The sequence below is a fragment of the Tomitella gaofuii genome (genome assembly GCF_014126825.1).
Lineage (GTDB): Bacteria > Actinomycetota > Actinomycetes > Mycobacteriales > Mycobacteriaceae > Tomitella > Tomitella gaofuii.
Genome location: NZ_CP059900.1, coordinates 3864643 through 3888100, shown reverse-complemented (window position 1 = coordinate 3888100; position 23458 = coordinate 3864643). Strand labels below are relative to the sequence as shown.

Annotated in this window: 16 protein-coding genes and 3 pseudogenes; 8 read left to right on the top strand and 11 right to left on the bottom strand. The window is 73.3% G+C overall.

What is annotated here, in order from left to right:
• The first annotated feature begins 232 nt into the window (after positions 1–232).
• The gene (locus tag H4F70_RS18000) at positions 233–652 is read left to right on the top strand and encodes a hypothetical protein (protein ID WP_182358201.1); all 420 of its coding nucleotides are present in this window, start codon (positions 233–235) and stop codon (positions 650–652) included.
• A gap of 58 nt (positions 653–710) precedes the next feature.
• Here the strand turns inward: H4F70_RS18000 and H4F70_RS20730 are convergent.
• The 3 genes and pseudogenes from H4F70_RS20730 to H4F70_RS17985 form a co-directional block, all read right to left on the bottom strand.
• Positions 711–1094 (bottom strand): annotated as a pseudogene (locus H4F70_RS20730) (SAM-dependent methyltransferase); the annotation flags it as partial.
• 32 nt (positions 1095–1126) lie between these two features.
• Positions 1127–2125, bottom strand: a complete 999-nt coding sequence (locus H4F70_RS17990; RefSeq protein ID WP_182358199.1) for a hypothetical protein — start codon at positions 2123–2125, stop codon at positions 1127–1129.
• A gap of 98 nt (positions 2126–2223) precedes the next feature.
• The gene (locus H4F70_RS17985) at positions 2224–3021 is read right to left on the bottom strand and encodes a class I SAM-dependent methyltransferase (RefSeq protein ID WP_235681206.1); all 798 of its coding nucleotides are present in this window, start codon (positions 3019–3021) and stop codon (positions 2224–2226) included.
• Positions 3022–3201: 180 nt separating this feature from the next.
• Between H4F70_RS17985 and H4F70_RS17980 the strand changes: the two genes are divergently transcribed.
• From H4F70_RS17980 to H4F70_RS17975, 3 genes are all read left to right on the top strand, one after another.
• Positions 3202–4305, top strand: coding sequence for a hypothetical protein (locus H4F70_RS17980; RefSeq protein ID WP_182360571.1), 1104 nt, complete (start codon positions 3202–3204; stop codon positions 4303–4305).
• Between the two features lie 192 nt (positions 4306–4497).
• The gene (locus H4F70_RS20725; RefSeq protein ID WP_235681205.1) at positions 4498–5226 is read left to right on the top strand and encodes a hypothetical protein; all 729 of its coding nucleotides are present in this window, start codon (positions 4498–4500) and stop codon (positions 5224–5226) included.
• Between the two features lie 124 nt (positions 5227–5350).
• Positions 5351–6571, top strand: coding sequence for a glycosyltransferase family 4 protein (locus tag H4F70_RS17975; protein WP_235681204.1), 1221 nt, complete (start codon positions 5351–5353; stop codon positions 6569–6571).
• 42 nt (positions 6572–6613) lie between these two features.
• Here the strand turns inward: H4F70_RS17975 and H4F70_RS21240 are convergent.
• Positions 6614–8445: pseudogene (locus H4F70_RS21240) on the bottom strand (MmpA family trehalose lipid delivery protein).
• 229 nt (positions 8446–8674) lie between these two features.
• Here H4F70_RS21240 and H4F70_RS17965 point away from each other — a divergent pair.
• Positions 8675–9997, top strand: coding sequence for a polysaccharide biosynthesis protein (locus H4F70_RS17965; protein ID WP_235681598.1), 1323 nt, complete (start codon positions 8675–8677; stop codon positions 9995–9997).
• Here the strand turns inward: H4F70_RS17965 and pgfA are convergent.
• The gene (gene pgfA, locus H4F70_RS17960; protein ID WP_182358197.1) at positions 9924–11024 is read right to left on the bottom strand and encodes a cell envelope lipid trafficking protein PgfA; all 1101 of its coding nucleotides are present in this window, start codon (positions 11022–11024) and stop codon (positions 9924–9926) included. The genes H4F70_RS17965 and pgfA overlap by 74 nt on opposite strands.
• A gap of 296 nt (positions 11025–11320) precedes the next feature.
• On the opposite strand from pgfA, the pseudogene H4F70_RS17955 reads away from it, so the two are divergent.
• Positions 11321–12463: pseudogene (locus H4F70_RS17955) on the top strand (acyltransferase family protein); the annotation flags it as partial.
• Between the two features lie 14 nt (positions 12464–12477).
• On the opposite strand, the gene H4F70_RS17950 reads toward H4F70_RS17955, so the two are convergent.
• The 4 genes from H4F70_RS17950 to H4F70_RS17935 all read right to left on the bottom strand — a co-directional run bounded on the left by H4F70_RS17950 (position 12478) and on the right by H4F70_RS17935 (position 18973).
• A complete protein-coding gene (locus H4F70_RS17950) occupies positions 12478–16944 on the bottom strand; it encodes a DUF3367 domain-containing protein (protein WP_235681203.1) in 4467 nt (1488 codons plus the stop codon).
• A 151-nt stretch (positions 16945–17095) separates the two neighbouring features.
• Positions 17096–17257 (bottom strand): DUF2613 domain-containing protein, encoded by a 162-nt coding sequence (locus H4F70_RS17945; protein WP_182346446.1) that lies wholly within the window; start codon positions 17255–17257, stop codon positions 17096–17098.
• A gap of 48 nt (positions 17258–17305) precedes the next feature.
• Positions 17306–18436 carry an isochorismate synthase gene (locus H4F70_RS17940; RefSeq protein WP_372497570.1) on the bottom strand — a complete coding sequence of 377 codons (1131 nt, stop codon included), beginning with the start codon at positions 18434–18436 and terminating at the stop codon, positions 17306–17308.
• Positions 18437–18496: 60 nt separating this feature from the next.
• A complete protein-coding gene (locus H4F70_RS17935; protein ID WP_182346447.1) occupies positions 18497–18973 on the bottom strand; it encodes a universal stress protein in 477 nt (158 codons plus the stop codon).
• Positions 18974–19132: 159 nt separating this feature from the next.
• On the opposite strand from H4F70_RS17935, the gene H4F70_RS17930 reads away from it, so the two are divergent.
• Together H4F70_RS17930 and H4F70_RS17925 are read left to right on the top strand one after the other, a co-directional pair.
• Positions 19133–20377: a glycoside hydrolase family 3 N-terminal domain-containing protein gene (locus tag H4F70_RS17930; RefSeq protein ID WP_182358196.1), complete on the top strand. Its 1245-nt coding sequence runs from the start codon at positions 19133–19135 to the stop codon at positions 20375–20377.
• A 101-nt stretch (positions 20378–20478) separates the two neighbouring features.
• The gene (locus tag H4F70_RS17925) at positions 20479–21075 is read left to right on the top strand and encodes a TetR/AcrR family transcriptional regulator (protein WP_182346449.1); all 597 of its coding nucleotides are present in this window, start codon (positions 20479–20481) and stop codon (positions 21073–21075) included.
• An 80-nt stretch (positions 21076–21155) separates the two neighbouring features.
• On the opposite strand, the gene H4F70_RS17920 is transcribed toward H4F70_RS17925, so the two are convergent.
• Positions 21156–22007, bottom strand: coding sequence for a MaoC family dehydratase (locus H4F70_RS17920; protein ID WP_182360508.1), 852 nt, complete (start codon positions 22005–22007; stop codon positions 21156–21158).
• 39 nt (positions 22008–22046) lie between these two features.
• Positions 22047–23375, bottom strand: coding sequence for a 3-oxoacyl-ACP reductase (locus H4F70_RS17915; RefSeq protein WP_182358195.1), 1329 nt, complete (start codon positions 23373–23375; stop codon positions 22047–22049).
• Positions 23376–23458 lie beyond the last annotated feature (83 nt).

The following is a 23458-nucleotide window of genomic DNA, read 5'->3' as shown; positions in this document are numbered from 1 at the left end:
CGCGGGTGGCCGGAGAGGAGTGGAGAACGATGACCACGAGAAGGACCACCAGGGCGGCGGCAGTGGCCGCGGTCGGTGCCGCGGCATGGGCGGTGGCGGTGCCGGCGGCGGCATCGGCGGCGCCCAGAAGCGTGAACACGGTGCTGAATGGGCCTGCGCTCACCGCGGCCCCGGCGGGCGCGGTCACGGCCGTCGCCTTCCACGCCCCGCCTGGCGGCCCAGCACGGTCTGCATGGGACCGGTCGTGTTCACCGGCGAGGTGCACCATGCCAGGGTGCAGCAGTACCTGGAGTCCGGCGGGACGGACCTGACGCAGCTCGGCGTAGTGGTATCTCCCGACGGCGGGCCCATTCCGGCGCACCTGTACGTGTTGCGCCCTGGCACCACGCACGACGCCCCCTACGCGTTGGGCGGCGGGCAGTACACGGCGGTCGGGGCGTGCTGGTCGGACGCGGCGTCGGGCGTCGGCACTGCGACCGGCTGGGTGCGCGTGATCGACGATCCGGGTGCCGGCGCGCAGACGATCGGCATCGGGTCGCTCTACGACTTCGCCGATGCGCTCAACCTGTATGCCGTCGTCGACGTCGCGGCGCTCCTCGCCCCGGTGGAGCAGGCGGTCGCCGACTTCAACGCCGTCGTCGGCGGGCTGTGACGGCCCGTCCCGGGGCGGTTCCGCGCAACCGCCCCGGGACGGCGCCATGCGGATCCGGTCAGTGCTTTCGTAGTACCAGTACGAGGTTGCTCACGAGCAGTTCGCGCAGAATCGGTACGTGTACGAGCCGCCAGGCCCAGCGGGGGTGGTAGCGGGGGAATGCGGCGAGCAGTTAGCCCTACGGCGCGGAGCGGGCCCACGCGAGCCCGTCGCGGCAGTGCACGGCGAACAGTGAGGTGCCGAAGCGGTTCTTGGGTTCGTGCCTATGGATCCGGCGGTAGCGCCGCGCCGCGCCGTTGCGTGCCGGTATGGCAGTGCCCGAGCCGTGGATCGCCACCCCGGCCAGGTCGATGTCCGGCGCGTGCATCTCCGGCGGGTCCGGCTCGACGGGCACGTATCAGGCCCCGACCGTGCCGAAGACGTCGGCGAACGGCGGCGGCCCGGTATGTGGATCCGGGCCGCCACCGTGGGTGTTCAGCTGCCGGTGATTCCGAGGCTACCGAAGACATCCAGTGACGCGAACGGGCCGGGCGACGCAGGTGGGGCCGATTCGGCGTCGGCTATTCCGTCGATCGCGCCTGAGGTGTTCGTGCCCTCGGGGTCCACTGCGAACTCGATCGAGGCGGCTTCGGTGCCGTCGAGTTCGTCGACGGTGAAATGGTGGATTCCGGGCTCGAGATCCTCAGGGAGCGTGCACGAGAAGCTGAGGGTTCCGGTGCTGTCCGATGTCGCGGTGCTCTCGCAGAACACGGTGGAGTGCCCGGCCACCGAGTATTCCCGGTCGGGCTTCAGGCCGGACACTGTCACGACGACCTGTGTGCCGGGGACGTAGGCTGCGGACAGGTCGACGACGTCGAACGTTCGCGTATACGCCGTGGCTGTGTAGTCTCCGGGGGCAGTTCTGTCCTCGATGCAGAAGACTGCAGCGGTGTAGGTCCCGGAGGGCAGCATGCCCAGGTTGGCATTCTGAGAATACGATATCAACCGTCCGAGATCGGGAGTGATACGGGACGGATACGCCAGTTCATCGGCATTGTCCAGTAATGTATCGGCGGGGTTTCTGGTCTGACCGAAATAAGCGTTCGCCACCCGCATCGCATCGTCCGCATCAATCGTGGGTAGGCCGGAGTACACCTGAGGCGTGAAGCAGAATGGGCCGAGGTTGTCCGTCGGATCGCTGTCGATCGGTGCGCCGACGTGGACCCGCGTAATGGTCCCTGTGGTCTCCACCGTCAGCATCGCCGAGTCCGCCACTGCCGCAAAGGTGAGGTTGCTCAGTATTTCCTCGATGTTGGTACCGGGCTCGGACGGCTCCTCAACTCCGTCCCCGCCGGAAGCGGGGCCACCGCCCTCGACGCCTCCGGGTGCCGCTGCGGCTGTGGCGGGCAGTGCGATCGCGAGGCCGCACATTGTAGCGGCGGCGAGCGGCAGAGCCCGCTCGGCAACGCGGGTCAAACGCATTCCGATCTCCATCCGTTGAGTGAATCCAGGAGGAGACTAATGCGTTCGATCGGATTGGGCCAGCCGCAATGAGTACTGTCGATCAATTGATTGACATACTGCGGACCCGGTCAGTGCTTTCGTAGTACCAGTACGAGGTTGCTCACGAGCAGTTCGCGCAGAATCGGTACACGTACGAGCCACCAGGCCCAGCGGGGGTGGTAGCGGGGGAATGCGGCGAGCAGTTCGCCCGACGGCGCGGAGCGGGCCCACGCGAGACCGTCGCGGCAGTGCACGGCGAACAGCGAGGCGCCGAAGCGGTTCTTGGGCTCGTGCCCGTGGCGCCGGCGGTAGCGCCGTGCCGCGCCCTCTCCGCCGAGCACGTAGTGCCACATCCCCGTTTCGTGGCCGCCGAACGGCCCCCACCAGAGGGTGTAGGACAGCACGACGATGCCTCCGGGCTTGGTCACGCGGAGCATCTCGTCGGCCATCCGCCAGGGCTGCGCCACGTGTTCGGCGACGTTGGAGGAGAAGCAGACGTCGACGGCGCCGTCGCGTAGCGGCAGGGCGGTGCCCGAGCCGCGGATGGCCACCCCTGTCAGGTCGATGTCGCGCGCGTGCATCTCCGACGGGTCGGGTTCGACGGGCACATAGCGGGCGCCGGCTGCGCGGAAGGCGTCGGCGAAGTACCCGGGCCCGCCGCCGACGTCGACGACCGTATGGCCGTCGATGCCGCGTCCGGTGGCGCCGCGGTACAGGTCGTCGATCATCTCGACGGAGTCCTGCGCGAGGGGGACGTAGAAGCTGTCGGGGTCGGACTGCTCGAAGCGGAACGCGCCGAGCAGGCGTACAGAGCGCCGCAACGTGGCACGGCGGGCGAAAAGTGTGGTGGCGGCGGAAGCGCGTGTGCGCAGGGGGAAGCGGGGCACGGGTCGAGGGTAGTGGGCGGCGACGCGAGATGGAGGAGCCAATGGCCGGAGGTCTCAGAAGCGCTGTCATTCGCATGGCTGACGGGTGAATGCAGGATATGCAATGCCCATCAATTGCCGTAGCTTCGGATGATCTGCCGCACCGCGCTGTGGGACCGGATCGATCGAGGAGGAACCGGGATGAGGATCATCACGAGGGCCGGAGTGACGGCGACCGTCGGCGCGATGGCCATGGCACTTGCCGTGCCTGGGATTGCCGCAGCAGACGACGCGCCTGCAAGCGGTGGTGATGCAGGGGCCGGCGGGTTTGCGGTGCAGGTCAATGCCCCCGAGCTGACTGCGACACAGGCGGACGGCATCACTACCGTCACATTCGCCCCCGACAACGTCGGCGGCGACCGGCACTGCACGGGGCCGCAGGTGTCCGATGCGACCGTGGCTCAGGCGGCGGGTGAAGGCGGTCTGCCTGACTCCGTCGTCGGGCAGATCGAGTGGGGGCTGGACAACGCGGACATGTTCGCTATCCCGAAGGGGTTCGTCGCAGCCAACCAGGCCTTGATCGATCAGTACGTGGATGCGGCGTATCGGGAGGACTTCGGCCCTTCGAGGGAGGAGCTCGCACAGTTCGGCGCGGCGGCGATGCTGGGGCCTCTCCTCTCGGTGGGCGAGGTGCTCGGCCAGGACAGCGGAAATCCTTTCGGCGAGGCTGAGGCGTCGAGCTTTATGGAGCGCACCTCGGACCACAATGCCTTCGGGTACGAGCTGAATCCCGACCATACGTATCTGGCGATGGCATCGTGCGCGACCGGCGACCTGGAGAGCCCCGACTCCTTCACCGATCAGAAGGCCTACTGGACGTACATCAACGCGCCGGCCTTCGATTCCGGTGCGGCCAATCAGGTGACGGAATTCAAGCCCGGCGCGACTGTGATGGTCCAATTCACAGGGTTGGTGCCCGGTGGTCCATACAACGGGGGAAGCGGCTCTACGCCGTTCTGCACGCTCGACGATGTGCATGCCGACGCTGACGGCGAACTGACCTTCGTGTGCACGCTTCCGTCGGCGCTGGAGGCCGGTGTGCATCACTTCTACGTGAAGGACGGGACCGGAACGGTGGCCTCGATCGAGTACACGGTGGCAGCGGGCGGGGCGGATCAGGGTGCCCTCAGTGCCGCTGCGGACACGGGCGACGGCGATGACGGCACTGGACCCGGTGGTGGCGGCGGCGACACCACCGGCGGTGGGAGTCTCGGAACCGTGTTCGGGAGCCTCAGCGGCAGCTAGTGACGGCGCGATTGCGCCCGAGGCGGCCCGGCCGAGATCATCGGCCGGGCCGCCGCCATGTCGTGACCGCTGAACTCCGAACAGGTGAACTGTCACAGTCGGGCTTGTCGTCCTATCGGCCCGGTTCATAGCGTTCGACAGGTCGATGAAGCTGTGGTGCGGGCGGACGCCCGCGGTGAGGAGTCCGAACGGATGAGGTTGCGACGTGCTGCCAGTGTCGGTGCTGTGGGAGCGGCGGTGGCGACGGTGCTTGCGGCGGGCCCGGGCATCGCGTCCGCGTCGATCGCGGAGAAGCTCCCGGATGTGCAGATGCGTCTGGACACCGCGGAGCTGACGGCGGCCGCGTCCGGTGCGGACACCGCCGTGACGTTCGCACCACCGGCCGGCCCGGTGAACACCACCTGCTACGGCCCGTACGTGTACGTGGGCGAGCTGGACTCGAAGGTCAAGGAGATCGTCCAGGGGTTCATCGAGCGCAAGCAGCAGGCCGAGGGCGATACCGGCGCGGGCGATACCGGCGCGGGCGACGCGGGCGCGGGCGACGGCGCCGCACCCGCTGCGGCGCTCGCAAACACGCAGGCGGCAGAGGACGACCCGCTCGCCGACGACGACACAGCCAGCAAGGTGTCCCCGGTCGATCCCGATGCGGCGACACGTGTGGATCCGGGCGCGCAGAACACGGTCGAGTACGCGCTCGGCGACGGCGCCTACACGGCCCTGGGCACCTGCATCAGCGGCGGCACAGTGCCGGGAAGCGGCACGGGGGCTGACGACGGCGAGAACGGGGCCGGCACCACGGATCCGAGCGTGCACGCGACCGTCTACCTGCGGGCCGTCAACTACGAGTTCGGCGTGGTCGGCCAGCTGCTCGGCAGCCTCGACACCGGCAGCGTCGGCAGCCTGGCCGAACTCTTCGGGTGACAGGCTGTCCCGGCGGCAGCGCCCGCGCCTCGTGGCCCGGCGCCGGGACAGCCGTTATCCTGCATGCGTGTCCGTGCGAGAGACCGGTGGAAACCCTGCGCCAGGGGCGGCGGCCGTTGGTGCCGTGACCGGCGCCGACGGCCCGACTGCGCGGCCCGAGGGGCCCGGCCGGGTCCGCGAGGTCCTGCTGTTGTGCTGGCGTGATTCCGGACACCCGCAGGGCGGCGGCAGCGAGCGGTATCTCGAACAAATCGGCGAGCAGCTCGCGCGGCGCGGAGTGCGCGTGACACTGCGCACCGCCGGGTACGCGGGGGCGCCCGCGCGGGGCCGGCTGGGCAGTGTCGGCGTCAGCCGCGGCGGCGGCCGGATCACGGTGTATCCGCGGGCGCTCGCGGCGATCGCGCTGGGGCGCATCGGGGTCGGCCCGCTGCGCGGACTGCGGCCCGACGTCGTCGTGGACACCCAGAACGGGATCCCCTTCTTCGCCGCGCTCGTGGCGGGCGCACCGGTGGCGGTGCTCGTCCACCATTGCCACCGTGAGCAGTGGCCGGTGGCCGGACGCGCCCTGGGCCGCCTGGGCTGGTGGCTCGAGTCGGTGGTCTCGCCGCGGCTGTATCGGCGCAGCCAGTACCTGACGGTGTCACTGCCGTCCGCGGAGGAGCTGGAGTCCCTCGGCGTCGACGGCGACAGAGTGGCCGTGGTGCGGGCGGGCCTCGACCAGGTGCCCGCCGCAGTGGCCCCGGGCGGCTCCGCGACCCGCACGGCGCACCCCGGCCTGGTCGTGTTGTCACGTCTGGTGCCGCACAAGCAGATCGAGGACGCGATGTACGCGGTGGCGCGTCTGCGGCCTCTGATGCCGGACGTGCGGCTCGACGTGATCGGCGACGGCTGGTGGTCGGAGCCGCTGCACCGGCACGCCCGCGAGCTGGGTGTGGCCGACGCCGTCACCTTCCACGGACACGTCTCCGAGGAGCACAAGCATCGGCTGCTGGCGCAGTCATGGGTGCACGTGATGCCGTCCCGTAAGGAGGGCTGGGGGCTGGCCGTCGTGGAGGCGGCCCAGCACGCGGTCCCCACAGTGGGTTACCGCGGATCGCGCGGGCTCACCGATTCGGTGCTCGACGGTGCGACAGGGCTGCTCGTCGACGACCGCGAGGAGCTCGTCGTCGCGGTGTCCGAGCTGCTGAGGGACGCCAACCTGCGCGTCGACCTGGGTGAGAAGGCGCGCATCCGGGTGCAGGAGTTCGCCTGGGAACGGTCGGGCGCGGCGTTTCTGAAGGTCCTCGAGGAGGCGGCGGGCGGAGGCCGGGTCAGCGGACTCGTGGGAGCGGCGGCCGAACAGTAGGACGCGTTCGTGCGCTGATGAGTCGGCAGCGTCACGGGGCGATCAAACTCGTCGTCGGGATCGCCGCCCGCGCCCGCGCCTCCGCAGTTCAGCACCCCACAGCAACGCGGCCCCCGTGGCCGCGGCGGCCAACCACAGCGCGTGCCCGGCCCACGCCCATCCGCGCTGCGCGGCGGTGGCACCCCGATCCGGCACGGGCCCCGGGATCCGGTAGAGGCTCACGTCCGGGTCCGCGTAGACGAGCTCGGCGCGGATGAGGGTGGCGGCGCTGTCCCCCGACTCGCCGGGTGTGCCGTGCTGCACCAGCACCCACCGCACGCCCTCCTCGGCGAGCGCCGCGGGGGCCGCGCCGCCGAGCAGGGCCTGCTCGGCGGCGCGTGCCCGGGCTCCCTCGCCGCCCACCGTGGTGTCACCGACGAGCAGGTCGCCCGTGACGAGCACGTCGGTCCGGAAGTAGCGGGGTGCCGGGTCCAGCACGGGGCCGTGGGTCCACGGGAACGCGCGGAAGGACCCGGCGGGGAGGGTCATCATCGCGCCGTCGTCGGGCGGCGCGTCGACGATCGTCCGCACCGCGTCCCAGCCTGGCGGATAGTGCACGGGCCGCAGCGCGCCGCCGACCCCCCACGCCAGCGACGGCAGCGCCGCGATGAGCACCGCGCTCGAGACGGCTGCGGCGCCCGCACACGCTCCCGCAGATCCGAGCGCCGACAGCACGTCCGCGCGCCGGCTCCCGCGCCGATTCTGTGCGACGCGTGCGCGGAGTCCCGGCAGGCGCCGCGGCAGCCGCGCGAGCGCGCGCACACCCAATGCTGCGGTGAGCGCGTAGCCGGGCATGGCGAGCGCCACCCACTTTTGCGCGTCGCGGAACAGGCCCGCGCCCGGCACGGTGTCCACCGCCCAGCGTGCGACTGCGAGCCCGGCGCGGTCGCCGAGAGCGCCGGCAGCGCCACCGCCAGCACCGCCAGCACTGCGACCGCCGCGATCACCGGGTGCGCGCGCCGCCGCCACACTCCGCGCACGCCGCATGCGACCAGCGCGAGGAGCGCCAGCGTGCCGAGCAACGCGCCCGCGCCGGTGCGCGACGGCGGCACTGCTTGTGCGTTCCAGATGCCGCCGAGCCCGGCGAGGCTGCCGATCGTGGCCAGGTACGGCTCGGCGCGTGCCGCGAATGCGCCGACTCCGGCCGGATCGGACGTGGTGCCGGGCCCGGCCACCGCCGCCGTGATGAGCCACGGTGCCGCCACCGCGGCGAAGCCGGCGACGGCGACGGCGACGCGGGCGGCCCGCCGCCACCCGCCGGGCATGCCCGCGACGACCACGGCGACGATGACGCCCAGCACCGCGCCGGTGGGGGTGAGGCCCGCGAGCGCCAGGGCGAGCAGCGTGGCGCCGATCCCCACCGCCGGGGCGCGGCGCATCCGCACCCCCGCCCACACCAGCCACGGCAGCGCGGCGTAGCCGGTGAGCAGGCTCCAGTGCCCCTGCAGGAGGCGCTCGGCCACGTACGGGTTCCACACGGCCAGGGTGGACGCGGTGCATTGTCCGGCCAGGCCGGCCGCGCGCAGGCCGGGCCCGCGCGCGGGCACCAGGGCGCCGACCATCGCCGACGCCCCCGTGCCGGCGGCCCACAACGCCAGCACCAATACGGCCTTGACGACGATGCCGCCGTCGACGACCGACGACAGGGCGGCCACGACGACGTCCTGCGGCACTGCACGAGGTGCCGCGTCGGACACGCCCAGCGCGGCGTCGGTGAGGAACGAGCGGGGGGTGCTCACGGCGTCGCGCAGCAGGAGGTATCCGCGGCCCAGCAGCGGCCCGGCGACGAGCACCGCCAGCGCGAGCGGCCAGAGGGCCAGCGCGGTCGGCCACAGCGCCGCCCGCGCAGCGCGACGCGGGCGGCGGGCGGCGCCCGTGCTGGGGCCGGTCTTCGGAGCCTGCGCGCGCATGACCGAGAGACTACTGGCGGACGCCGCGGGGCCCGCCTGGGAGCATGGGAGCGTGACGGCGAACCGGCGGACCCTGGTGGACGGGTGGTTGTCCCCTCTCCGCGCCAGGCGGCCGCGGGGGGAGGGCGCCGCGGGCCACGGCGCGATCGCCGGCATGACGTGGGTGACCGCGGGCGCCATGGCCGCCAACGGATTGACCTACGTGCTCTATCTGGTGGCGGGGCGCCTGCTGATGCCCGCGGGCTACGGGATGTTCGCCAGCCTGGTGACGGCGCAGGTGGTGCTCGCGGTTCCGGCACTGGCGTTGCAGGCGGTCATCGCGCGCCAGATAGCGCAGCGGGGCACAGGGCAGCGGGGCACAGGGCAGCGGGGCACAGCACGGGCGGGCACGGCGGCAGGGCGCGCGCTGACCTATCGCACCGCCGCGGTCGTCACGGTGCTCGCGGCGGTGGCGACGCCACTGCCCGCCGCGCTGCTCGACACGCCGGTGCCGGCGGCCGCCGCGGCGATGGCGATGGCCCCGATGCTGGTGCTGCTCGCCGGCGAGCAGGGCACGCTCCAGGGGCACGAGCGTTTCCCGGCGCTGGGTGTGGTGCTCGGCGCCGCGGGCGTGGGCAAGGTGCTGCCGGCGGCCGTCGTGCTGCTCGCGGGCGCGGGGGCCACGGCGGCGCTGGCGGCCGGCACTGCGGGGACGGCCGCGGCGGTGGTCCTGGCACGCGCGGTCGTCGCCCGCGACGGCCCGGCCCGCAACGGGCGGCCAGCGTCGGACGCCGGGGCGGACGGTGTGGAGAACGCTTCCCCGACGGTCGGGGCGACGGCGTCGGTGCTGCGCGCGTCGCAGGTGCAGCTGGTGCTCATGCTGCTCACGTCCATCGACTTGATGATGGCCCGCGTGGTGCTGTCCGAGACCGACGCGGGCGTGTACGCGATGGGGGCGGTGGCCACCAAGGCCGCGTTCTGGCTGCCCGCCGCGGTGGGGGTGGTGCTCTACCCGCGGATGGCGCGCCCCGAGCATTCGCTGCGGGCGGTGCGCGTCACGCTGGCCGTGCTCGCAGGCCTGGGAGTGGCGGTGGTGGCTTGCGCTGCCGCGGCGGCACCGTTGGTTCCGGTGCTGGTGGGGGAGCAGTACCGGCCGGTGGTGGGGCTGGTGTGGCTGTTCGCGCTCGTTGGCGCCGCGTTCGCGGTGCTGCAGGGGGCGTTGCTGTCGGCGATCGCCCGTGACGCGACGCGTCTGGCGGTGCTCGCCTGGGCGGGGCTGGCGGTGGAGGGCGCGGCGCTGGCGGCCGCGTCGTCGGTGACGCGGATGGCCGTGACTGCCGCGGCGTGTGCGCTGGGCACGACCGCGGCGGTCACGGTGGCGGTGCTGTTGTCGCTGCGGCCCCCGGAGGGCGAGGCCCGCACCGTCAGTAGGTCGGGATCTGCTCGGTGGGCGGCTCGTGCCGGTCGTCGTCGCGTCGGCCGGACCGGCCCGTCTTGAGGAATCCCAGAATCAGGCCGGCCAGCAGGACGAGCGCGCCGACGATGCCGGCGATCAGCGGGATCGTGAAGGTCACGAGCTCGATCTTGTCCTGACCGTCACGTGCCTGCTGCAGCTGGTAGTCGATGGTGTTCTGGTCGAAGGTCAGCCCGGTCTGGGGGCTGATCGACAGCGCCGTGATGCGGGCGTCGTCGTCGGCGCTGCGGGCGAAGTACTGGTTGATCACCTCGCGGCCCTTGACGATGACGCCGGTCACCGGGTCCACCCACAGGTCGCGCTGGTTGGTGTAGAAGCGGTGCACCTCGACGTCGCCCTCGCCGGTGACGCCCAGCGCCTCCGCCGGGATCGTCAGCTTGTCCGAGGTGCCGCCCACGGTCTTGCTGAGGTCGACCGGTGCGATGTCCTGGGTGAAGTGGTAGACCGTCATCCCGTCGATCTCCTCCTCGCCGGCGAAGTCGATCGGGTGCGTGGTGCGCGAGGTCAGGTCGAAGTACGGGTACGACTTCTTCTCCACGTCGAACGGGAACTTGTACTGCAGTCCCTCGCGGGGGACCGGGTCCATCTGCCCGCCCGCGTCCGTCCAGACGCCGTTGGGGCTCTCCGGGTTGTTGATGGGCATGGAGGTGACGCGGTCCAGCGTGACCTTGTCGACGGTCGCGTTGATCAGGCGCGGGTCCCGGGCGGTGGGCGCGTCGGACTTGGGGGCCGGCTTGTCCGTGCGCAGCAGCCGCTGGCCCGCCTGCACGGTGATGATGTCCGCGTTGGACGGGTCCTGCACGGTGACGTTGCGGACGGCCTTGAGCGGTACGTCGTGCGCCACCTCGGGCGCGCCCGCCACCAGGGACGACGCGTCGAGCACCGCGCCCTTGCCGGTGGCGACCGTCTCCACGTGCAGGTCGAGCGGCGTCTTGAGCGCCTTGCTCTTGGTGTAGGTGGGCAGCATGATGGCCACCACCACCAGGAACACGCCGAGGCCGATCAGAATGCAGGCGACGATCCCCGCACTGCCGAGCCTTTTCTTCGCCATCCCCGCTCCTCGTGTCCCGCCCGGCCCGGGCGGGTTGTCGTCGTTGGGCCTGGTGCCGCGCGGGCCCGGTGTCGTGTCCTCACGCTCTGGCCCCGCACCTTGCGGCCCCTCACATTGTGTCTCCTGGCACCGGGCGCGGCGCGCAACCCGACACGGCGCGCCGCGCACGCGCTGCGCGGGATGAGTACACGTTGGACGTGAGACTAACAGCACGGCGGCGTCCGCCGGTCCGTCCGGTGAAGTCCCCGGGTCGCCGGACCGGCCCGGGGAACCGCGGAGCGGCATACTGGAGCGCGATGACTGCGAGGGCGGGCGCCGGGACGGGCGCGGCGGGAACGGCGGCGCGCGGCGGGGCCGCCCGCGGCGGGTTCATCCCCGCGCTGGAGGGGATGCGCGCGCTCGCCGCGGTCGGTGTCATGACCACCCACGTCGCATTCCAGACGGGCAACGCGGTGGATTCGGTGGCGGGCCGTGTCTTCGGGCGGCTCGACCTGGCGGTGGCGCTGTTCTTCGCGCTCTCCGGCTTCCTCCTGTGGCGCCCGCACGCCCAGGCCGCACGCGGATTGCGTCCGCGGCCCCCGACGGCCCGCTACTACCGGTCGCGGCTGGTGCGCATCATGCCCGCCTACCTGGTGCTCGTCGTCGCGGTGCTGTGGCTGTTGCCTGTCGGCGGCGGGACGGGTTCCGCCACGGCGTCCGTCTCCACCTGGTTCGCCAACCTCACGCTCACGCAGGTGTACGTGCCGTACGCGTTGACGGCGGGGCTCACGCAGCTGTGGAGCCTGTCGGTGGAGATGACGTTCTACCTGGTGCTGCCGCTGGTGGCCTGGCTGATGGTCCGCCTGCGGGGCGGGCGGACCCGGCTGCGCGTGCCCCTTCTCGCCGCGGTGGGCGTGGCGGGGCTGTTCTGGGGGTACGTCGATCTTCCGGTCCCGGACGGGGTCAACACGGACACGTGGCTGCAGGGGCATGCCGCCTGGTTCGCTGCGGGGATGGTGCTGGCGGAACTGGCCGCGGCGGCGATGATGCCGGCATCGGCCGCGCAGCGACCCGGGCGGCTGCGCCGGCTCCTCGCGCGGCCCGTGCCGATGCTGGGCGTGGCCCTCGCCGCCTACGCGCTGGCGTGCACCGACCTGGCGGGGCCGCCGGGCCTGGTGGAGCCCGCGCCCTGGCAGTACGCGTGCAAGATCGGGCTCGGCGCGGTCATCGGATTCGCGCTGCTGGCGCCGTTGACGCTCGCGGCGCCCGGCGGCGGGCGCGACCGCGGCGCGCACCGGTGGCTGTCGAGCCCCGTGGCGCTGGCCCTGGGACGCTGGTCGTACGCGCTGTTCCTGTGGCACGTCGCCGTCCTGGCCATGGTGTTCCCCGCCTTCGGCCTGCCGATGTTCGGTGGGCACATGCTGTTCGTGTGGGTCGCGACGCTGGTGCTCAGCATCCTCGTCTCGGCGGCGTCCTACGCCTTGGTGGAGGAGCCGGCGCGCCGCGCCCTGGTGCGCTGGGAGGCGCGCCGGGACACCATGCGCCGGGCCCCTGCGCGCACCCGCCCGGAGACGGGCACCGCGGACACCCCGGCCGCCGCCACGCCGATCAGCGCGAAGACCTGAGCCCACGGCGAGTGCCCCTGATAGGGCATCCCCGAGAGCCACGGCCCCGTCGCCAGCACGCCGACGGAGAGCATGAGGCCCGCTCCGGCGACCACCGGCCACGCGCGCCCCGTCGCGAACACCCGGGCGCACCGGGCCGCGACACCACCGCGCCCGCCGCCGGCCCGGATCCGCCGTGCCCACAGGGGTCCCGCGGCGGAGGCCGCGAGGCCCGCCGCCGTCACCGCCACCCCGGCCGCCCCGGACACGGCGAACCCCGCCGCCAGCACGCCCGCCGCCCCGGCGGTGGTAGACGACCATGTGCGGGTCGCCGCGCCGAACGCCGTGCGTTCACGGCGCCGGGCCGGGACCGCGGCGGCGAGGAAGAGCAGCGGCAGCAGCGCGAGCCCGCCGAACAGACCCAGCCGGTACCAGTGGTCGCTGGGAAAGGTCAGCGTGACGCTGGTCGCGGCGCCCGCGGGCACGATCCACCCCTGCTGCCATCCGTCGACGACGATCGGCTGCAGCTCCGTGCCGGACGCGTCCTCGGCCACCCAGCCCGGGTTGGTCGATTCCGGCACCACCAGCAGTCGGTCCTCGTCGGACGCGGGCACGCGCATCACACGGTGATCGTCGCCCCAGGTTGCGACGTGTGCGGGCTGCGGGGCCGATGCCGCGGCCCCGCCGGAGGCCGTCGGTCCTCCCGTGGGCTGCGGCGTGAGCGTCACGGTGGACACCGTGAACGCCCCGCCGGGCTGCACCGTCAGCCGGTCCGGGCCCACGGCGGGCTGCAGGGTCGCGCCGCCGCACACGGTCGCGGTGACCGGCGCGCCGTCCCGCAGCGCCCTCGTCGTCGCGGTGACGGACGTGCGGATCGCGTGCCCGTTCAGCGTGACGACGGGGCCGTCGCCGCAGCCGACGGTGACGGGCGCGTCAGGGTCGGGAACAGTGCCGATGCGGTCGGTGCCGTGCGGGCCGGCGAAGACGGCGAGCTCGGCGATGCCGGGGGCCTGGTCCTTCCGGCGCCCGAACGCCCCGTCCACGGGGACCTCCTGCCAGTCGGTCACCGACACCGTCACGGTGTCGGTGCGGGCGGGCGTGAGCGCGATGATCCCGTCGGCGGGCACCGTCCGCTGCTGGGGGCCGGTGCCCAGGTCGACGGTGACGGTGGTGGGCCGGGCCGGTATCGACTGCCCGTCCCGTCCGCCGGGCGCGGGCGCCGGCGGGGTCACGCGCAGGCTCGCCACCTCGCTTTCGCGGGGAAGGCGCAGGGTGATGGTGGGCGACGAGGTGGCGTGGCGGGCGGCGGAGTCCGCGGCGTACCAGCTGGTGGCGGGGTCGCCGTCGACGGCGGCGTGCGCGTTTCCGCGCGGGTCGACGATGTCCGAATCGGCCTCGGCGCGCACGCCGCCGGGCGGGGTGAGCAGCGCGTCGAGGTCCTGCCCTGGCCGTCCCCGCACGGTGAGCTCCGCACCCAGCGGGGTGTCCGCCGGGGCGTCGATGGTGCGGGTGAACACGCCCGGCGATTCGGCCGCGCCGCCGAGGGTGGTGTCGCAGAGCACCCGCCCGCCGGCGGCGGCGCATTGGCGGCGCCCCGGGAACTCCTGGCCCAGGCTCCACTGCGTCACCCGGGCGCGGGGCGGCGGTGGCGGCAGCACCACCTCGCGGTGCACGTCGAGGGGGCCGTCGGGCGTGGTCAGAGACACCTCGGACAGGCCGAACTGGCGACCGGCCGTACCGTCCGCGGTGCGCACCGCCTCGATCCGGATCCACCGCGTGGTGCCCGGCGGGATCGGCACCGTCACCTCGGCGCCCGGCTCCGGCACCGCCGCGCCCATGGTGCCGCGGGCCGTCTGCACCTCGATCCCCGTGACGGGCGGGCCCACCGCCATCCGGTCGGTGCGCACGGTGAGGGTCCCCGAGCGGATCGGGGCGTCCAGGTCCAGCCGCAGCCACTGCCCCACGGCGCTGTCCGCCCCGCCGCTGACCCAACTCGTCGTCGGGTCGCCGTCGAACGCGGCCGCCGTGCCGCTCGACGGGTTCACCCCGCCCAGCTGCGTGGCGTCGGCCGCCGAGCCGGACGCGGTGACGGTGGCGCCCACCCAGCGGCCCTCGACCAGCCCGGCGCCGGGGACGGGATAGTCGGGCGCCGCGTTGGGGGTGCGGCGCGGGTCGGTGGCGGCGCGGATGCCCGACGTGCCGCCGGTGACCCGCCCGTAGTCCTGCTCGCGCGCGGTGGGCGTGTCGGTGACGGCCACGGCGGACGGGTCGAGACCGGCGGCACGCGCGTCGGCGTAGAGCACGACGGGGACGGGGCGTGTGTCCGCAGCATCAGTGGGAGCCGGGCCCGTGGGGACGGTGCCCGCCGGAAAGGCGCGTGGGCGCGCCAGCACCTCCGGCCCCCCGGCCACCACCGGGACCTCGTCGAGCCCCACGGTGTACGGCGCGACGGTGACCGGGTCGGCGCCGACCCGGTAGATCTCGATGGCGGGATAGTCCTGGCGCAGGCCCGCATCCTGGAACTCGGTGACCTCGTCGTCCGCCGGTACCGCGCCGTCCCCGCGTCCCGCGTCCAGGCCACCGGGGTCCGTCCGGGCCGGGACCTGCCGCGTCGACGGCAGCGGCGGCTCGCCGAAGGCCGCGACCCGGGTCAACCCGGGCGAGCCGTCGATCGCGGCGTGCACGACGAGCGGCCGCGGCGCCCGCGCCAGCTCGGGGTCCAGGTCGTTGCGCACCACGAGGTATCCGATGCCCATGCGCCGTAGCGTGGGGGCGAGTGTGTCGGACGGCCGTCCGTCGGCGAGTTGACGCTGGATCGCGTCGAGCGCGCGGATCGCGCCCGGCGGGGTGAGCGGGATGGCGTCGCGCACCGCCCACGGCGTCTCCGCCAGCGGCTGCAGCGGCTCGTCGCGCGTCATGCCCCACTCCTGGATGGCGAACGGCGCGCCCGGCACCACCAGTGCGCGGTGCATGCCCGCGGCGGTGGCGTCGGTGGAATCCGCGTGGTCGGTGAGCCAGTCGGCCGCCTGCTGCCAGTGGTCGGGGATCGCGGAGTAGCCGCCCGGCGGTGCCAGGTCGCCCAGCCAGGCCGGGCTGGAGGCCAGCATCAGTGCGGCCGCCACCAGTGCGGTCACCGCCGTCATCGGCTCGTGTTCGGGGTGCGCCAGCGCGCTGCGGGCCCGGCGCCACGGCACCGCCCCGGGCAGTGGCACCCGACCCAGCAGATGCGCCAGCCCCAGCACCAGCGGCAGGCGCAGCAGCGGTTCGAGCTTGTGCACGTTGCGCAGCGGCGCGCCGGCGCCGTCGAGGAACGCGCGCACCTGGTCCGCCACCGCGGAGCCCAGCGCCCCGTCGTAGCCGATGGTCATCCCCGCCAGGCCCACCAGCAGGATCAGCAGCAGGCGCCCGCGCGCGGGCATGCGCCGCATCGCCAGCCCCGCGAGTCCGGCGGCGGCGAGCAGGCCGGTGGCCAGCACGAGTATCGGCTCGCTGACCAGCGGCACCCCGGTGGCGGTGGACGGGGAGATGAAGGGGGTCCACGAGCTGGTGCCGCGGAGCACCTCGGGCAGTGACGCGAACCGGGTGGTGGTGGAGGAGGATTCGATGAAGTCGAGGAACGGCGGGCTCACCTGTCCCAGCAGCCACAGCGGCACGAGCCACCACAGGCAGGCGAGCGCCAGCATGGGCACCCACCAGGCGGTGAAGCGGCGCCAACGGGCGTCGGGCCGGTGCGCGGCCCACCACAGCCCGGCGATGAGGCAGGCGAAGCCCGTGGCCACGGCGTTGACGGCGCCCATCAGCGCCACCGCCGCCGCCGACCGGGCGGCGAGCATGCGCATCGACGCGGGCCGCGCCCCGGCAGCGCCGAGGCCGCCCCTGTCGCCCGTCCCGCCCGGATCCCCGCCGTCGAGCGCCCGGATCACCGGCAGCAGCACCCAGGGCGCCAGCATCACCGGCAGCGTTTCCGAGGAGATCGGGCCGATGGTGGTGAGCACGCGGGGTGCGAACACGAACGCCGCGGCCGCGACCATGCGGGACGTCCGGCTGCCGATGCCCAGCGCCTCGGCGACCCGGACCACGCCCCAGAAGCCCACGGCGAGCAGCAGCCCCCACCACAGGCGCTGCGTCACCCACGGGGGGATGTGCGCCAGGTCGCCGAGCGCGAAGAACGCGCCGTGCGGGAAGAAATAGCCGTAGGCCTGGTTCTGCACCTGGCCGAGCGGGGCGATCGACGACCACTGGTGTGCCGCGCGCGCCAGGAAACCGAGCGGATTCGCGGTGAGGTCCAGCTTGGTGTCCGCGACGATGCGGCCCGGAGACTGGCACAGCGCCGCCACCAGGAGAACCGCCGATACGATCAGCAGCCACCGGCGGGGGACCGGGGCGACGACGACGCCGTCCTCCGTGCACGGTGGATCCTCGGCAGGGGACGGGGGACCGGGGCGCGGGCGGCGCCCGCGCGGGAAGGTGATGCTCAGGACGCCCGGGTCAGCGGGTGCCGTACTGGACCTGGGCGTCCGACGGGTTGGCCGATGCGGCGGTGTCGGGACGCGAAGTGCCCTCGATGGCCGAGGTCACGGGGATGACCACCGCGAGAGCGACCGCCACGCCGATGACCGCGCTGACGACTGCGGGCACAGTGAACTTCATGAAGGCTCCTCGGGATCGTTGGTCCCAAAGTTATCACCCGGACGGGCGTCACGCTCCCAACGCCCGGCGGAGCGTGCGCAGCTTGGCGTCGGTCTCGGCCAGTTCGTCGTCGGCCCGCGACCCGGTCACGATCCCGCCGCCCGCGTGCGCCAGCGCGCTGCGCCGGTCCGGCGCGAGTTCGGCGCAGCGGATCGCCACCACCCATTCACCGTCGCCGTCGGAGTCGCACCAGCCCGCCGCCCCCGCGTAGAAGCCGCGGGGTTCCTCGGTCTCGCGGATCGCGGCCAGCGCGCGGTCGGTGGGCGTCCCGCACACCGCGGGGGTGGGATGCAGAGCCAGCGCCAGGTCCAGGGCGCTGGTGGACGGGTCGGCGAGGGTGCCGGAGATCTCGGTGCCCAGGTGCCACAGGTGCGGCGTCGAGTGCAGCGTCGGCGTGGGCGGCACGGTGAGCTCGCTGCACAGCGGCGCCAGGGCGCCGCGGATCCAGTCGACGACGAAGGCGTGCTCGCGCAGGTTCTTCCCGGAGTCCAGCAGCGCGCGTGCGGCCGGGTCGCCGTCGGGGCCGCAGGCTTGCGGCGCACCGTCTGCCAGCGCTGTTCCGCGCGTCCGCGCGGCCGTGCCCGCCAGCGGGCGGCACTCGACACGCCGCCCGCGCCGCCGCACGAGGGTCTCCGGGCTGGCGCCGACCAGCGCCCGCCCGGCGTAGCGTCCTCCGGCGGGGGTCAGGTCGACGGTGAACCCGTTGCCCGCGGGGTCGCCGGCCACCAGGCGGGCGAGCAGCGCGGTGCGCGAGATGGGGCCGTCGGCCTCCAGCAGCACTGCGCGGGCGGCGACGACCTTGTCCAGCTCGCCGTTATCGACGCGGTGCAGCAGGCGTCCGATGCGTGCCAGGTGCTCCTCGGCGCTGGGCACGTACCCGGTCACGCGCACGCCGAGGGCGTCGGGGATCAGCCGCGGCGCGTCGGGATGCGGCACCCACGTGCCGGACGACCGGGTGATGGACTCGGGGACGGTGAGCGCGGCGGGGGTCTCGGGGTCGAACGGCAGCGCGCCCACCACCATGGCGGCGGCGCCCGAACGGAGCGCCGCCGCAGCGGCGCGGGCGTCGTCGAACGCGCGGGCGCGGCCGGCGGCCGACACCGTCCCGCCCGGGCCGGAGAGCAGGAAGCCCGCCGCGATGCCGGAGCGGCCGGAGTCCACCCCGCCGCCGGGGCTATCGCCGGCGCTGCGCAAGCCCGCTCACTTGCCCGGGGGGACGATCATCACCGGCCGGTGGCTGTGGCGCAGCACCTGGTCGGCCGTGCTGGAGTGGATGAGCGAGCGCAGGCCAGTGGTGCCGCGGGTGCCGGTGACGATGACGTCCGCGTCGAGCTCGTCGGCGATCTCCACGATGGTGGTCCACACGGTGGTGCCGGATTCGATGCACCGGGCCTCCGCTGTGAGGCCGGCCTCGGCGGCCAATTGCAGCCCCTCCTCGGCCACCTCCCGCGCCTCGACGTGCGCGATGTCCTCGGTGTCGTCGTCGGGCAGCCAGTCCGGCTGCATCATCCCGGACAGCCCCGACATCCGCGCCGCCTGCCGCACCATCGGCTCCCACACCGTCACCAGGATCGCGCGTTCGGCGGCGAGGAACCGGCCCGCGTACCGGATGGCGCGCCGGGCGTTCTCGGTGCCGTCGTACGCGATTACGATGAGATCGGCCGGTTCGGTGGACATTTGCTGTCACCTGCGCTTTCGGTCGAAATGGTTGCGGTGTGTTCATCGACGAACCTACTACCGGCGCCGCGGACGACGGGGGGTTTCTCCGGTTCGCGGTACGGTGCTCGGAGCCGTGGGGCACGACGGTACGTGGCGGTACGTGAAGGAGACACGGTAATGGTGTTCGGTGACAGGCGCGGGGGAGTGCGGCGATCTGGCATCGCCGCGCTCGTCGCGGTGTTCGCGGTGACCGCGGCGGCCTGCGGCTCCGGTGGTGCGGGCGACGGGGCCGCCGTCTCTGCGGCGACCGGCACGTCGCAGACCGGCCCGTCCGCGCAGCCGCAGAGCGCCACCACCGCCGCCGGGGGCGCCGCGACGCCGGCCGCCGGCGCCCCGTACGCGTGCGACGGTTCCGACCTTCTCGCCTCGCTGAGCACCCGGCAGAAGCTGGCGCAGATGCTGGTGGTGGGCGTCACCGGCACGCAGGACGCGCTCGACGTCGTCACCTCCGAGCAGGTGGGCGGCGTGTTCGTGGGCAGCTGGACCGACCCGTCGATGCTCACCGGCGGGGGCGTCGCCGCCGTGCACGACGCGGACATCGCCGCGCCGCCGCCGATGATCACGATCGACGAGGAGGGCGGACGCGTCTCGCGGGTCGCCGACCTCATCGGGCCCGCGCCCTCGGCGCGCGAGGTGGCGCGCACGATGAGCGTCGACGAAGCGTACCGGATGGCGCTCGAGCGGGGCAGGAAGCTGCGCGCGCTCGGCATCACCGTCGACTTCGCGCCCGACGCGGACGTCAGCGCCCAGCCTGACGACGCCGTCATCGGCGACCGCTCCTACAGCGACGACCCGCAGACCGTCGCCGTCTACGCGGGCGCGGTGGCGCGCGGGCTGCGCGACGCCGGGGTGCACCCGGTGATCAAGCACTTCCCCGGGCACGGGTCGTCCAGCGGCGACTCGCACAACGGCGCCGTGTCGGTGCCCCCGCTGGCGCAGCTTCAGAACAGTGACCTGGAGCCGTTCCGGCAGCTCATCGCCGAGCAGCCCGACGTGGGCGTCATGGTGGGACACCTGGACGTGCCCGGGCTCACCGACGGCGTCCCCGCCAGCCTCAGCCCCGCGGCGATGGCGCTGCTGCGCGACGGCACCGGATACGGTGCGCCGCCGTTCGACGGGGTGATCTTCACCGACGACCTGTCCGGTATGGGCGCCATCAGCGACACGTACTCGGTGCCGGACGCCGTGGCCGCCGCGCTGGGGGCCGGCGCCGACGTCGCCCTGTGGCTCACCACGGACCAGGTGCCCGCGGTGCTCGACAGGCTGGAGCAGGAGGTGGATTCGGGCGCGCTGCCGATCGACCGCGTGGACGACTCGGTGGTGCGCATTGCGAAGATGAAGGGGATTCTCGCGTGCGGGTGACGGCGGCCGCGGGTTCCCGATGGCCGGGAAAGCGCCGTGCCGATTCCTACCGTGAAGTAAGTTGAATCGGGGCCTTTGTGACGGATGTGGTGAGGAGCGGGATGGGCACGCGAGCGAAACGACTGCCGCGGGCCGTGCGTGAGCAGCAGATGCTGGACTCGGCCATCGCGGTGCTGGCGGAGCACGGCTACTACGGCACGTCCATGGACGCGATCGCCAAGGACGCGCAGATCTCCAAGCCGATGCTGTACCTGTACTACGGCTCCAAGGAGGAGCTGTTCGAAGCGTGCCTGGACCGCGAGAGCAAGCGGTTCATCGCCGCCATCGCCGAGCGGGCCGAGCCCGCGGAGGGCCCGCGCGAGACGCTCGAGTTCACGCTGCGCGCGGTGCTGGAGTTCGTCGGCGAGCACCGCAACGCCTGGCGGGTGATGGTGCGCGAGGCGGCGTCGTCGGGGACCTTCGCCGACGAGATCAACGCGAACCGCGCCAAGCTGGTGGAGCTGACGGCGGGCCTGCTCAAGGCCGGTACCACCGAGGAGCACGACGACGCCGAGTTCGAGCTCATGGCCGTGGCCCTCGTCGGCGCGGGCGAGGCGGTGGCCAACCGCCTGGTCGAGTCGGACATCGACGTGGAGAATGCGATCGCGATCGTCACCGGGCTGGCATGGCGCGGCCTGGCGGGCAGGAAGAAGGAGTAGGACGCCGCTACGCAGAGCGCCCCGCCCCCGTGCAGTGCACGGCGGCGGGGCGCTCTGCGTAGCGGGCCGGCCGTGCCTCGTCAGCCTTCGCCGAGGGGGGCGGTGAGGAACGGGTACTGCTTCTTCGGGTGACGCAGCGCCAGCTCCCAGCCCTCACCGGTCCGCTGCACGTACTCCGCGGCCCGGGCCGGCAACACCATCGGCTTGCCGAAGCGCACGTCGTACACCGCGTGCTCCGGAATGCGGCCCTCCAGCGCGCCGAGGGCCGCGGCCGCGCTCCACATGCCGTGCGCGATGGTGCGCGGGAACCCGAAGGCCTTGGCTCCCAGCGACGAGACGTGGATGGGGTTGCGGTCGCCGGACACGGCGGCGTAGCGGCTGATGGTCTTCTGGTCCGCGTGCAGCGTGGTGGTGGGCGTGCCCGGGGCCTCCGGCTCGGCGTCATGCTGCGCGGGGCGCCGGGACGAGTCGCCGCCGGACCCTGCGCCGGAGCCGCCGCCGACCTTGAGGAACGTGCTGGTCTGCCGCCACGCCGGGGCGCCGCCCGCGCTAATCTCGCTGACCAGCTGCACCTGGGTGCCCTTGCGGTGCGGGCCCAGTCCCTCGGCGTGGACGCGCAGGTCCAGCGGCTCGGACACCGACACCGGGCGCAGCTGCTCGATTCTGTTGCCCACATGCACCATGCCGACCGCCGGCAGCGGGAAGTCCCGCGCCGTCATCAGCTTCATCACCGAGGGGAACGTGAGCACGAACCCGTAGGTGAGCGGCAGGGTGTCGGTCAGCCGCAGTCCGCACACCCGCGCGTAGGCGGCCAGGTGGTCGGGGTCCACGCGGTAGCCGGCCAGCTCGTAGGTGCGCTGGGGCAGCGCGCCGTGCCCGCCGCCGGGCAACGGCAGCATGCCCAGCGCCGCCTTGCCGTACGAGGCCAGCATGCCGGGCTGCCCGCCCAGACGCTCAGTGGTGGCCACGGCTCACGCCCCCAGCAGGCTCTGGCCGCACACGCGCACCACGTTGCCGGTCACCGCGGCGGAGGCGGGGCTGGCGAAGTAGGCGACGGCCTCGGCGACGTCGACGGTCTGCCCGCCCTGCTGCATGGCGTTCATCCGGCGGCCCACCTCGCGGGTGGCGAACGGGATGGCCGCGGTCATGTCGGTTTCGATGAAGCCGGGGGCCACGGCGTTGATGGTGATGCCCTGCCCGGCGTATGCGTCGGAGTGCGTGTCGACCAGGCCGATGACGCCGGCCTTGGAGGTGCCGTAGTTGGTCTGGCCGCGGTTGCCCGCGATGCCCGCGATGGACGAGACGTCCACGACGCGGCCGCCGGTGCCCAGCACGCCGAGGTCCACGAGCTTCTCGGTGAGCTTCTGCGGGGCGAGCAGGTTGACGTTCAGCACCGCGTTCCAGCGGGCGGCGTCCATGTTGGCCAGCAGCTTGTCGCGGGTGATCCCGGCATTGTTGACGAGGATGTCGAGCTTTCCGCCCTGCTTCGTGACGGCCTCGGCGATCGTGTCGGCGGCGTCGTCCGCGGTGACGTCGACCGCGAGGGCCGTGCCGCCGACCTTGTTGGCGGTCGTGGACAGGCCCTCGCCCGCGGCGGGGATGTCCGCGCAGATCACGTGTGCGCCGTCGCGCGCGAGCACCTCGGCGATGGTGGCCCCGATGCCGCGCGCCGCGCCGGTGACCACGGCGACGGTGCCCGCCAGGGGAGCGTCCCAGTCGGCCGGGGCGGCGGCGTCGGTGTCGTTGACGCGGATGACCTGGCCGTCGACGTACGCGGACTTGCCGGACAGCAGGAAGCGCAGGGTGGACTCGAGCCCGGAGTGCGCGGCCTTGGCCTGGGGGGAGGTGTAGACGAGCTGGCAGGTGGCGCCGCGGCGCAGCTCCTTGGCCACCGACCGGGTGAAGCCCTCGAGGGCGCGCTGCGCGATGTGCTCGTCACCCGAGGTGAGCTCCGGCGTGGTGCCGACGACGACGACGCGGGCGCACGGCAGCAGGCGACGCATCTCCGGCTGGAAGAACTCGAACAGCTGGGACAGCTCGGTGACGGAAGTGATACCCGTGGCGTCGAAGACGAGGGCGCCGTACTTCTGCGCGTCCTGCGCCAGGTCGTAGTCGCCGAGCAGCGCGCGCAGCGGGTCCGCGAGGCGCCCGGCCCCGCCGATCTTCACCGGCCCGGGCAGCGCGGGCTTACCCTTCTGGTAGCGGCGGAGGGCCTCCGGCTGCGGGAGCCCCACCTTGTCCGCCAGGAATGATCCGGGACCGGAGTTCACCAGAGTGGAGTACAGGTCAGTGTTTGCCACGAGTCACCTTCTATGTCGGCCGGCCGCCCGGACGGTGCGCCGCGGGCCCGGTGGTCCTGTGTTCATGTACGCCGTGCAGGGCA

Excerpts from the sequence above, each read along its gene's own strand:
- H4F70_RS18000 (WP_182358201.1), top strand. The coding sequence starts at position 233 with ATGGGACCGGTCGTGTTCACCGGCGAGGTGCACCATGCCAGGGTGCAG.
- H4F70_RS17990 (WP_182358199.1), bottom strand. The coding sequence starts at position 2,125 with ATGGAGATCGGAATGCGTTTGACCCGCGTTGCCGAGCGGGCTCTGCCG.
- H4F70_RS17980 (WP_182360571.1), top strand. The coding sequence starts at position 3,202 with ATGAGGATCATCACGAGGGCCGGAGTGACGGCGACCGTCGGCGCGATG.
- H4F70_RS20725 (WP_235681205.1), top strand. The coding sequence starts at position 4,498 with ATGAGGTTGCGACGTGCTGCCAGTGTCGGTGCTGTGGGAGCGGCGGTG.
- H4F70_RS17965 (WP_235681598.1), top strand. The coding sequence starts at position 8,675 with ATGACGTGGGTGACCGCGGGCGCCATGGCCGCCAACGGATTGACCTAC.
- pgfA (WP_182358197.1), bottom strand. The coding sequence starts at position 11,024 with ATGGCGAAGAAAAGGCTCGGCAGTGCGGGGATCGTCGCCTGCATTCTG.
- H4F70_RS17945 (WP_182346446.1), bottom strand. The coding sequence starts at position 17,257 with ATGAAGTTCACTGTGCCCGCAGTCGTCAGCGCGGTCATCGGCGTGGCG.
- H4F70_RS17935 (WP_182346447.1), bottom strand. The coding sequence starts at position 18,973 with ATGTCCACCGAACCGGCCGATCTCATCGTAATCGCGTACGACGGCACC.
- H4F70_RS17930 (WP_182358196.1), top strand. The coding sequence starts at position 19,133 with ATGGTGTTCGGTGACAGGCGCGGGGGAGTGCGGCGATCTGGCATCGCC.
- H4F70_RS17925 (WP_182346449.1), top strand. The coding sequence starts at position 20,479 with ATGGGCACGCGAGCGAAACGACTGCCGCGGGCCGTGCGTGAGCAGCAG.
- H4F70_RS17920 (WP_182360508.1), bottom strand. The coding sequence starts at position 22,007 with ATGCTGGCCTCGTACGGCAAGGCGGCGCTGGGCATGCTGCCGTTGCCC.